The sequence below is a fragment of the Sphingomonas parapaucimobilis NBRC 15100 genome, from assembly GCF_000787715.1.
GTDB classification, from domain to species: Bacteria; Pseudomonadota; Alphaproteobacteria; order Sphingomonadales; family Sphingomonadaceae; genus Sphingomonas; species Sphingomonas parapaucimobilis.
Window position 1 is genome coordinate 1 of the sequence record NZ_BBPI01000105.1, and the last position, 10,922, is coordinate 10,922.

9 protein-coding genes are annotated in these 10,922 nt (G+C 65.7%); 5 read left to right on the top strand and 4 right to left on the bottom strand.

What is annotated here, in order from left to right; all coding sequences use genetic code 11:
- Nucleotides 1-37 precede the first annotated feature (37 nt).
- The gene (locus SP5_RS18000) at nucleotides 38-1,357 is read right to left on the bottom strand and encodes an MFS transporter (protein WP_245613542.1); all 1,320 of its coding nucleotides are present in this window, start codon (nucleotides 1,355-1,357) and stop codon (nucleotides 38-40) included.
- On the bottom strand, nucleotides 1,354-2,166 hold the full coding sequence (locus tag SP5_RS18005; protein WP_042491422.1) for a substrate-binding domain-containing protein: 813 nt from the start codon (nucleotides 2,164-2,166) through the stop codon (nucleotides 1,354-1,356). Before SP5_RS18005 ends, SP5_RS18000 begins: the two co-directional genes overlap by 4 nt.
- 244 nt (nucleotides 2,167-2,410) lie before the next feature.
- Between SP5_RS18005 and SP5_RS18010 the strand changes: the two genes are divergently transcribed.
- Entirely contained in the window at nucleotides 2,411-3,631 is a 1,221-nt protein-coding gene (locus SP5_RS18010; protein ID WP_167334742.1) for a cation:dicarboxylate symporter family transporter, read from the top strand.
- Here the strand turns inward: SP5_RS18010 and SP5_RS18015 are convergent.
- On the bottom strand, nucleotides 3,560-4,489 hold the full coding sequence (locus tag SP5_RS18015) for a LysR family transcriptional regulator (protein ID WP_042491426.1): 930 nt from the start codon (nucleotides 4,487-4,489) through the stop codon (nucleotides 3,560-3,562). The genes SP5_RS18010 and SP5_RS18015 overlap by 72 nt on opposite strands.
- A 188-nt stretch (nucleotides 4,490-4,677) precedes the next feature.
- Here SP5_RS18015 and SP5_RS18020 point away from each other — a divergent pair, with 188 nt between their 5' ends.
- The 4 genes from SP5_RS18020 (at nucleotide 4,678) to SP5_RS18035 (ending at nucleotide 8,751) form a co-directional block, all read left to right on the top strand.
- Complete coding sequence (locus SP5_RS18020) at nucleotides 4,678-5,502, top strand: serine hydrolase (protein WP_042491428.1); 825 nt, start codon at nucleotides 4,678-4,680, stop codon at nucleotides 5,500-5,502.
- A 61-nt stretch (nucleotides 5,503-5,563) separates the two neighbouring features.
- Nucleotides 5,564-5,758: a DUF1289 domain-containing protein gene (locus SP5_RS18025; protein WP_042491430.1), complete on the top strand. Its 195-nt coding sequence runs from the start codon at nucleotides 5,564-5,566 to the stop codon at nucleotides 5,756-5,758.
- A gap of 76 nt (nucleotides 5,759-5,834) precedes the next feature.
- Nucleotides 5,835-7,733 (top strand): S9 family peptidase, encoded by a 1,899-nt coding sequence (locus tag SP5_RS18030; RefSeq protein WP_042491440.1) that lies wholly within the window; start codon nucleotides 5,835-5,837, stop codon nucleotides 7,731-7,733.
- Nucleotides 7,734-7,845: 112 nt separating this feature from the next.
- The gene (locus tag SP5_RS18035; RefSeq protein ID WP_042491432.1) at nucleotides 7,846-8,751 is read left to right on the top strand and encodes a crotonase/enoyl-CoA hydratase family protein; all 906 of its coding nucleotides are present in this window, start codon (nucleotides 7,846-7,848) and stop codon (nucleotides 8,749-8,751) included.
- Here the strand turns inward: SP5_RS18035 and SP5_RS18040 are convergent, their stop codons facing one another.
- Nucleotides 8,752-10,710 (bottom strand): putative bifunctional diguanylate cyclase/phosphodiesterase, encoded by a 1,959-nt coding sequence (locus tag SP5_RS18040; RefSeq protein WP_042491434.1) that lies wholly within the window; start codon nucleotides 10,708-10,710, stop codon nucleotides 8,752-8,754.
- Nucleotides 10,711-10,922: the final 212 nt, after the last annotated feature.

Here is a 10,922-nt window from a genome sequence, read left to right on the forward strand (position 1 = left end):
CCGCCGCACTCCTTCAGGCGTGCGGCGGTTCATGGGATCAGTCGGCGCTGCGCCGCATCCGCGACCCGATCAACAGGGCGAGCAGCGACAGCAGCGCGGCGGCGGCACACCACGCACCGGGGATCGCCTTGTCGCCGGTCGCGCCGATCAGCGCGGTGCTGATCGCGGGGGTAAAGCCGCCGAAGATCGCGGTGGCCAGGCTATAGGCCAGGCTGAAGCCGACGGTGCGGACATGCGCCGGGATCGCCTCGGTCAGGTACACGATGAACGCGCCGTTGTAGGTGGCATAGATGGCGGCGAGCAGCAGCTCGACGGTCAGCAGCCGCCCGAAGCTGGGCGCTGCGACCAGCCAGCTCATCAGTGGATAGGCGAGCAGCGCGCCGAGCAGCGTGGCCGTGATCAGCAGCGGCCGACGCCCGATCCGGTCCGACAAGGCGCCCATGACCGGCAGCAGCACGAAGTTGGTCACGCCGACGCAGGCCGTCACGAACAGCGCGGCGCCCGGGGTCAGCGACAGCACCTTGTTGCCGAAGGTCGGGGTATAGGCGGTGATCATGTAGAAGAAGACGGTCGTCATCACCGCCATCAGCGCGCCCTGAAGCACGACGCCCCAGTTGCCGCCGATGGTCCGCATGATCTGCGACAGCCGAGGATGCTCCTTGCGCTTCAGGAAGACTTCGGTTTCCTCCATGTGGCGGCGGATAATGAACAGGAACGGGATCATCACGCAGCCGATGATGAAGGGAATGCGCCAGCCCCAGGCCTGCATCGTCTCGGGCGACAGGCTGGTCGACACGATCAGGCCGATCAGCGCGGCGAACACGACCGCCGCCTGCTGGCTGGCCGACTGCCAGGAACAGAAGAAGCCTCTCCGGTTCGGCGGCGCGATCTCGTTGAGATAGACCGACACGCCACCGACCTCGACGCCTGCTGACAGGCCTTGAACCAGACGGCCGAGCAGGATGATGATGGGGGCCGCGACGCCGATCTGCGCATAGGTTGGCGTGATCGCGATGGCGAGCGTGCCCAGCGCCATCAGGCCCAATGTCAAGAGCAGGCCCTGCCGCCGCCCATGCTTGTCGATATAGGCACCCAGCACCAGCGCGCCGACCGGGCGCATCAGGAAGCCCGCGCCGAAGGTCATCAGGGTCAGCATCAGCGAGGCGAACTCGCTGCCGGTCGGAAAGAACGCCTTTGAGATGTAGGTGGCGTAATAGCCGAACACCATGAAGTCGAACATCTCCAGGAAGTTGCCGCTGGCAACGATGAAGATCGACTTGAACGCCGACTTGCGGTGCTCGGCGGAGACCGGGGGTGGAGTGTCGGCGGTGGTGAAGGGGATGGTGGAGGTGGTCATGGCTTGGCCTTTTGCGAGGCGGGTTCCAATCCGCTGTCGCGGATGATCGGATAGGCTTTGGGCGAGGACAGATAGGCGATCAGCGCGCGCGCCTCCGCCTGACGTGGCGACCAGGCGACGACGCCTGCCGAGAAGGGCGTCACCTTCTGCAATGATTCCGGGATCAGGCCGACGATGCGGATGCCTTTGACCGTCTTCAACTCGCTGAGCTGCTGGAAACCGATTTCGGCCTGGCCGGTGGCGACGATCTGACCCACCGGGGTGGCGGGGATCATCCGGCCCTTTGGGCGCACCTGATCGGTGACGCACAGCCGGTCGAGCATCGTCGACTGGATATAGACGCCAGAGGCGCTGTCGGACCACGCGACCGACTTGGCGTTGACCAGCGTCGATCGGAGCGCGTCGGGGGTGGAGATGTCGAGGGCGGGGGCGCCCGCCTTCACCGCCATGGCGATCTTGGACAGGCCGAGGTCGACTTCAGTGCCCTTCGTGACCAGACCCTGATCGGCCAGCCTGTCCAGGCCGCTGCGAGCGAGGATCACGACATCGGCATCCTCATGCCGGGCGAGCCGGTTTGGGATCGCCTGCGGCGTGTCACCCATCGAGGGGCCGTGCTCGGCAACGATATGGACGCCGGTGTCGCGTTCATACTTGGCTGCCAGCGCATGGAAGGCGGCGGTGAAGCCCCCCGACGTGACGACGTGCAGCTCGCGAACCCTTGTCGGCTTCGTATCGCGGGCAAGGGCGGGCGCGCTGACGGCGTTCAACCCCAGCAGCAATGCCAGCCCCAGCGCGGCGCGGCGCGGCATCACGGTTCGGAACCTTGGAGATCGGGCTTCCATCATACCTCTCTTTTGGCCGTCCCGCTCGCTCGCGGGTTCTTGTTGCGACAGTTTCTGTCGTGGCAGGGGCTTGAGCCATCGTGCCGGACGCGGCACTAAGCCTCGCACGAGGCCTTTCGATCAAATGCAATGATCGGGGCGCTTGATGCGTTTTATGCATATATCGGGAGCGGATGGGGTCTTGCGCGTCTTGCGGCACCTTTATGTCCAGATGCTGATCGGCATTGTCACCGGGACGCTGATCGGCGTGCTGGCCCCGGCGTTCGGGCGCGAGCTGGGGCCGTTGGGCATTGCTTTCGTCAAGGCGATGCGGATGATGGTGCCGCCGGTCCTGTTCTGCACCATCGTCGGGGGGATCGTCCGCCACGGCGCCGCGCGTGACACGGGCGCCACGGTGCTGCGCAGCCTGATCGTGTTTCTGGGCATCACCGTCGCTGCGCTCGCCATCGGGCTGGGCGTTGCGGTGCTGATGCAGCCAGGGCGCGGCCTGCCGCTGCTGCCCTATGGCACGGCGATGGCCGAGGTGGAGCGGCAGCTGGCCGGGCGGCACATCGCCGGGCCGGGCGATTTCCTCGTGCGGATCGTGCCCGACACGCTGTTCTCGGCCTTTACCGCGGGCGAGGTCCTGCCCGTACTGTTCGTCGCCGGGCTGGTCGGTTTCGGCCTGCTGCGCATTGGCGAGGCGGGCGCGCCGATCATGCGGGGGATCGAGGCGCTGACCCGGCTGCAATTCGCGATCTTCGGCTTCCTGGTCCGCGCCGCGCCCGTGGGGGCTTTCGGAGCGATCGCCTATACGGTCGGCACCTATGGTCTCGGCTTTCTCGGCTCGCTGGGGCAGTTATTCGCGACGCTGGCGCTGGCATGTGGGCTTTTGATCGCCGTGCTGGTCGTGCTGGTGTGGATGACCACCGGGCTTGGCGGCGGCACTCTGCTGCGCGTGTTCCGCGACGAGATCCTGATCGTACTGGGCACCTCCTCGAGCGAGGTGGTATTGCCGCGCCTGATCCTGAAGCTGGAGGCTCTGGGCGTTCCGCGCAGCGTGGTGGGGCTGACCGTGCCTCTGGGCTATTCGCTCAACCTGGCGGGGACGGCGGTCTATCTGGTCGTCGCGACGTTGTTCCTGAGCGAAGCGCTGGGCATGGCCCTGACGCCGGAGCGGGTCGCGGTCTATCTCGGCGTGATGCTCGTCACGTCCAAGGCAGCGGCGGGCGTGACGGGCAGCGGGTTCTCGGCGCTGTTGCTGACGCTGTCGCTGCTGCCCGATATTCCGGTCGGGGCAGCGGCGATGCTGATCGCGGTCGATCGTTTCCTGTCGGAAATCCGTGCGCTGACCAGCGGCGCCGCCAATGTCTCGGCCTCGTTACTCGTCGCGCACTGGGGCGGAACGCGGTTCGGCGGCCCAGGCCTCGGTGAGCAGCCCCATCAGCCGTGACGCGGCCGGGGACAGGGTGGCGGAGTTGCGGCGCAGCACGCCGATGGTGCGTGTGACCTCCGCGCCGCGCAGCGACCGCCAGACCAGATCGCGCGCATCCGGCCCCTCGCACGCCAGCCGCGGCAGCACCGACGGTCCCAGCCCCGCCTGCACGAGCGCCAGCGCCGAGGTCAGCCGCGTCACTTCATAGAACCAGCGCAATTCGATGCCCGCGCGCGCCAGCCCGGCGTCGAGCGCGGTCCGGTTGCCGCTGCCCGGATGCACCGTCACCAACCGAAGGCCCGCCAGATCGCCCCAGGCCGGATCGGCGAGATCGGCCAGCGGATCGTCCTTCCGACAGACAAGGCCGTAAGGATCGTCGGTCAGCGGCTCATAGACCATGTCGCCGTCCGACGCGACGGGCAGGGTGATGGCGAATTCGGCCTGCCCCGTCCGCACCGCTTCGGCGCATTCGGTCGCCGACAGATCGAGCACGCGCACCCGGACGTTGCGATAGTCGCGACCCAGCGCATCCAGAACGTCCGGCAGGAAGCGCACCGTGGCGCTGGGGATGCTGGCGATGGTCAGCCGCCCTGCCTGCCGTTCGCCCGAGGCCATCATGCCGAGCAGCGACTCGTCCAGCTCTTCCAGCAGGCGGCGGAGCAGCGGCAATATCTCCTTGCCCGCCGGGGTCATCCGCACCGTCCGCGTCGTCCGCTCCAGAAGGGGCGTGCCGACCGTCGCCTCCAGCTTCTGGACCCGGCGGCTGATCGCGGGTTGTGACAGGTTCAATTGCTCGGCGGCGCGCAGGAAGCTCTTGCCGTCGGCGATCGCGACAAACACCCGTATGTCCAGCAGTTCGAAATTCATGGAGGCCATGACCGACGGTAACAGGACCGGCGTGGTTCAGGCCAGCCGCCGCTTGCCGCAAGTCCGACCAACTCGCCGCAAAGCCCGCATATTTCTGCGCGACGCGGCCCCACTTTTTGGTTAGCGTCGCTGTCGCTGATTCCGTCTTTGATCGAGTAAGCTGTATGCGTTTTACCCCGCTTTCCCGTCTCATCCTGATGGGCATTGCGACCTGCTGCGCTATTCCCGCTCCGGCTTCTGCGCGGTCGCTGGAGCTTGTCGAGCTGCAGCGCGACATGAACGCGCTCCTCTCCGGCCGGTCCGGTGAATATGGGATCGCGGCGATCGACCTCGATGACGGTTCGACCGCGATCGTCAATGGCGAAATTCCCTTTCCGATGGCGAGCACGGTGAAGCTGGCCATTGCGGGGGCCTATCTGGCGGAGGTGGATCAGGGACGACGCAGCCTGAACGACATGGTCAACGGCCGCACCGCCGCCAAGGCAATGGAGGCGATGATCGTGCGCAGCGACAATCTGGCCGCCGACCAGATGTTCGCCACGCTCGGCGGCCCTGCCAAGGTCCAGCAATGGGTGTTGTCGCACAACATCAGCGGGATGCGGGTCGACCGCACCATCGCCCAGCTGCTCCGCGAGCGCGGGCATCTGGCGGATATCAAGGATGTCGCCACGCCAGTTGCCATGGTCCAGCTGCTGCGGATCCTCGACAGCGGGACGGCACTTTCCAGCCAGAGCCGCGCCTATCTGCTGGGTCTGATGCGCCAGTGTCGGACGGGCACTCGCCGCATTCGCGGACTGCTCCCGGCCGGGACACTGGTGGAGGACAAGACGGGCACGCTCGACGGCATCACCAACGATGTCGGATTCATCACCATGCCCGACGGCCGCCGCGTCGCGATCGCCGTCTTCGCGCGGGGAGGGCGGGATCGCCAGCCCGTCATCGCGGAAGTCTCCCGCATGATCTACGACCGGTTCGCCGACAGTGTCCGCAACGCGGTCGCCGCCTTCATGCGGTTGCGATGATCGGCTCCGTCATGTTTGGCGAGCAGGGACAGTTGGATAGCGGGCTTGTCGGGGTGCGGGCATGAAGAGTCCGTGCATCAGCATATGCCGTTTCGACGGCCGCACCGGTTGGTGCGTGGCCTGCGCCCGGACCCTGCCGGAATGCCGGGAGTGGAAAAAGGCCCCGCGCCCCCGGCTCCTGGCGATCAGCAAGGCGCTTCCTGCGCGGCTGGCCAAACTGGACGCGCGCGGCATCCGCGTGGTCGAGGATGCCTGACTATCTTGACGTGAATGCCAGATAAATCATGGTCTTGCGTCATTTTCCTGAGATCATTTTCCATCAAGGATCGCCGATGCGTCTTCCTCTCGCTTTTCTTCTCGCTTCGGCCATCGCGTTTCCGGCGCAGGCGGCGGTGCATCGTTATCTCGGCGTCACGATGGCACCGTCAGGGAACGAGGTCGCCGCGATCGAGATGGGCGAGAACAACCATTCCGCCATCGTCGTGCGTTCGGCACGCGATGGCCGCGTGGTGCGGCGGATCGATCCTTGCGTGACCTGTAGCTATTCGGGGCTGACCTATGCGCCGCAGGGCGATGGCCTGGCTTTTCTGGCGCGGGACGGCGGCGTCACCAAGCTGATGCTCGCGCATGGTGACGCGGTACGGCCTGTCGCGACGGTCGAAGGCCTTGCCTCGACCCCGCGCTTCTCGCCCGATGGCAAGCGGGTGGCGATGCTCATCACGCTGGGGGCGACGAAGGATGTCGGTGCGACCCAGGCGGGTGCGCGGCAGGTCGGCGAGATCGGTGTCGCTAATGACGAACAGCGCCTCGCCATCGTGGCGATAGGGGAGGGGGCACCCGCCAAAGCCGTGCCGCTGTCGCCGCGAGGGCGCTATATCTACGAATATGACTGGACGCCCGATGGCTCGTCGCTGGTCGTAACCTCGGCGCTGGGCAATGGCGATGCGAACTGGTGGGTGGCGACGCTCGACCGGGTGGATGCGAAGACCGGCGCCGTGACGTCGATCGCCAAGCCCACCACGCAGTTGAACATGCCGCGTGTGTCGCCGGATGGGAAGACCGTCGCCTATATCGGCGGCCTGATGAGCGATTTCGGCTCGATCGGCGGTGATGTCTGGACCGTGCCACTGTCGGGCGGCACGCCGGTCAACCAGACCAAGGGTCAGCCGATGACCTTCACCGCGCTGACTTGGACGAAGGGCGGGTTGCGCGCGGCGATGCTGCGCAACGAACAGATGGGGGCGGTGGCCCTTGCGCCGGGCCAGGCCCCGCGTCCGCTCTTCGCCCGGCCCGTGGGCCTGTCGGCCGGAGACGGCAAGATCGCTTGGAATGCCAAGGGCGATATGGCGGCCAGCGTCGTCGAGGACTTCACTCATGCACCGGCCCTCTATGCAGGGCCTGCGACCGATCTGCGCCAGATAACCCACGACAATGATGCCCAACAGCCCGCCGTTCAGGCGCGCAGCGTCACCTGGACGAACGAGGGCTTCACGGTGCAGGGCTGGCTGTTGGCGCCGCTGACGGCGAAGCCCGATGCCAGGGCGCCGATGATCGTACAGGTCCATGGCGGCCCCAGCGCCGCCAGCACGCCGCGCTTCATCGAAAAGGGATTGGGCAGCACCTTCGAGGATGCGGGCTATTACCGCTTCCTGCCGAACCCGCGCGGTTCCTATGGCCAGGGTGAGGCCTTTACGGCGGCGAACAAGCGCGACTTCGGCGGCGGCGACCTGCGCGACATTCTGGCCGGGATCGATGCGGTCGAGAAGATCGCGCCGATCGACGACGCCCGGCTGGGCCTTACCGGCTGTTCCTATGGCGGGTTCATGGCGATGTGGGCCAACACCCGGACCAACCGCTTCAAGGCGATCGTGGCGGGGGCGGGCCTGTCCGACTGGGTCAGCTATTATGGGACCAACGGCATCAACACCTGGATGATCCCGTTCTTCGGCAAGTCGGTCTATGACGACTATCAGGCCTATGAGGATGTCTCGGCGGTCTATCACGTCAAGACCGCACATACCCCGACCTTCATCTATGTTGGCGAACGCGATATCGAGGTGCCGCCCACCCAGTCGGTGGAATGGTGGAGTGCGTTGAAGAGTCAGAACGTGCAGACCAGCCTCGTCATCTATCCCGATGCCGGGCATTGTGTTCCCACCCAGGCCCCCGATGTGATGAAGAGACAACTGGCATGGTTCGGCAAGTATTTGGGTCAGTCACCCGCTAACTAACGTATTATAAGGCCGAAACTGTCACTTGCGGGGCAGTTTCGGCGAGGGGCAAGATTGGCGTCCGGGCTATTCTCGGCAGGCAGCATGGTGCTGCATGTCGAGAGTATCACCGATGACCGCTTATGACCCCAAAATGGCGAATGGCTTCCGTGAAGGCCGCGCCTCGCTCACGTCGGATACCGTCCGCGCGCTCAGCTTCGAGCAACTCGAAACACAGTATGACGGCACCGCCCATACGCTCTGGACTGCGATGCGCCCGCGTGCCCGGCCAAGTTTCAACCCCGACCTGCTGAGCGATTTCGAGCGCTGGCAGGATGGGATCGTGCAAGCGGTCGACAGCGACGCGCTGCCGATCCGCTATCTGGTGCTTGGCTCGCGCTTTCCCGGCGTGTTCTCGCTCGGCGGCGATCTCGACCTGTTTGCGCAGGCGATCCGCGACCGCAATCATGACGCTCTGGCGCTTTACGGCCATCGCTGCGTCCGTATCCTCTATCGCAATATGCGCGGACTGGAGCGGCCGATCATCACCATCGGCCTGGTCGAGGGGGATGCGCTGGGCGGCGGGTTCGAGGCGCTTCTGTCCTTCCATGTGGTCATCGCCGAACGCGGCACCAGTTTCGGCCTGCCCGAGACGATGTTTGGCCTGTTCCCCGGCATGGGGGCGCATTGCTTCCTGTCGCGACGGCTGGGCGCGGCGCGGGCCGAGCGGATGATCCTGAGCGGCCGGACCTATAGCGCCGAGGAGCTTTACGAGATGGGCCTGGTCCATGGCCTCGCCGAGCGGGGCGAGGGACGGCACATGGTCGCCGACTATATCCGCCAGAATGAGCGGCGGCACAGCGCCCACTGCGCCATCTATGAGGCGTCGCGGGCGGTCAATCCGTTGCCGCTGGAGGAGCTGGAGGCCGTGGTCGACCTCTGGGCGGATGCCGCGTTGCGGCTGACGGAAGGAGACCTGAAGCGGATGGAACGGCTGGTCGCCGCACAGAGCCGTTTGCGGGACAAGGCTGTAGCCTGATCAACCGGCCCCGGGCAGGCGAGCCGCTTGCCCGGGGCTCCGGTTGCCGATGGCGGCCTCGGCGAACAAAGCGGCCACCTCTGCGGCGGGCATCGGCTTGGCCAGCAGATAGCCCTGCACCGCATCGCACCGCGTTCGGCGCAGCTGGTCGAGCTGGGCGGGCGTCTCCACCCCCTCGGCCACCGTCCGCATCCCGAGCTTGGCCGCAAGCTCGACAATGGTCTGCACGATCGCGATCGAGGCGGGGTTATGCTCCAGGTCCATGACGAAGGACCGGTCGATCTTCAGCGTCTGGAACGGAAACTGGGTCAGATAGCTGAGCGAGGAATAGCCGGTTCCGAAATCGTCCAGGGTCGTGCACACCTCGATCTGGTTTAGCGCGGTCAGCGCGGCGACCGACCGTTCGACATCATCGAGCAGCACCGTCTCCGTCACCTCCAGCGTCAGCCGTTGCGCGGGTAGCCCGCTGGCCTTCAGGGCACCCTCGACCATGACGGTCAAATCCGCGGTGCGCAGTTGCACGGGCGAAAGGTTGACCGCGACCATCGCGCCCGACGGCCAGCCGGCGGCGGCCTGACAGGCCTGCTGCAACACCCAGGCGCCGATCGGCACGATCAGGCCGTTTTCCTCGGCGATGGGGATGAACTCGGCGGGGGATACGGGGCCGAATTGCGGACTGTTCCACCGCAGCAGCGCCTCGCACGACGCGATGCTGTTCTCCGCCAGTCGGAAGATGGGCTGGAACAGCAGGTGAAACTCGCCCCGTTCCAGCGCGCCATTCATCGCGGCGGCGAGCTGGCGGCGGCGCTCGATCTTTTCGTCCATGATCGGCTCGTAGAACAGCATCTGGCCCCGGCCGCCCTCCTTCGCGCGATAGAGGGCGAGGTCGGCATTCTTCAACAGCGTATCGGCATCCTGTCCGTCGTCGGGCGCGATGGCGACGCCGATCGAGGTCGTGGTGTGCAATATATGGCCGCTGAACGGCACGGGCTGTTGCACCAGATGGAGAATGGTCGCCCCGATCTGTTCGACGACTTCATCCTGCGAGAGGTGGCAAAGGACGGCAAACTCGTCGCCTCCCAGTCGGGCCACGATGCCTTTTCCGCCGAACTGCGCATTCAACCGCTGCGCGATGGCGACGAGCAACGCATTGCCCGCCAGATGGCCGAAGGAGTCGTTCACCTCCTTGAAGCGATCGAGATCAAGCCAGAGCAGCGCTAACGTGTCGCCGGATTGCGCCAGACGTTGCAGGCGCTGCTCGAATTGCTCGTGAAAGGCCGTGCGGTTCGACACGCCGGTCAGGTCGTCGCGACGGGCCATGCGCGCATGATGTTCGGCCAAAGCGGCCTTCTCTTCCGAGGCGATGGTGGCCCGCAGGATCGCGGCATAGGTCTGCTGGGTAATGTCCATCATCGCGATGACGAAGAACAGGATCACCGCGGCCATCAGCGCCTTTAATGGGCTGAGCGGGATGAGCAGCCCGATCGCCAGTGGCAGAGAGGCGCAGCAGAGCTGGGACAGGGCGATAAAAGGCCGCCCGGCATTGCGCCCTGCAATCCCCGCCGCATAGCCGATGGCAGTCGTGACGGAGAGGAGATGCAACACACCATCATCGGTTCGCGTCAGCGTCAGCAGGCCGAACAGGCCCAGCAAGGTCGCATAGCTCAGCGCACCGAGGCGGTAGCCGCGTTCCTGCTCGGGTACCGATGCCGCGCGGCTCCACAATGCGTCACCGATGCGGATCAGGCCTACCAGGCCCAGCGCGACGGCGCAGAGGATCAGCCATTCGTCGCGGCTGCAAAAGGCGACGACGCCTGCGATGGCGCTACTGGTCAGTGCGCCGATGACCAGCGAGCGAGGCGATGCATAGAGGGACTCGACCAGCACGGCCCGAACCCGCGCGGAGATCTGGCTGTCGGCCTGCCGCAATCGCTTAACCCGGGTGATTAGGCGTTTCATATCAATCTCCTGCGCGATGACTAGCCCATCCGCCCAGGGTGTCGATAGAACTATGCTAGGTTCGTGATACGAGTGTGTATTGCTGAAAGCCGTAGCGTCAGCGTGAAGGGCAGGACGTGCAGGCCGGGTAAGGAGGCTGCGGTGGCTATGTTTCATCTGCGCGCAAGAAAAACGACATTGATGTGAAAAATGTTGTTGACCGTCGTGGTGGC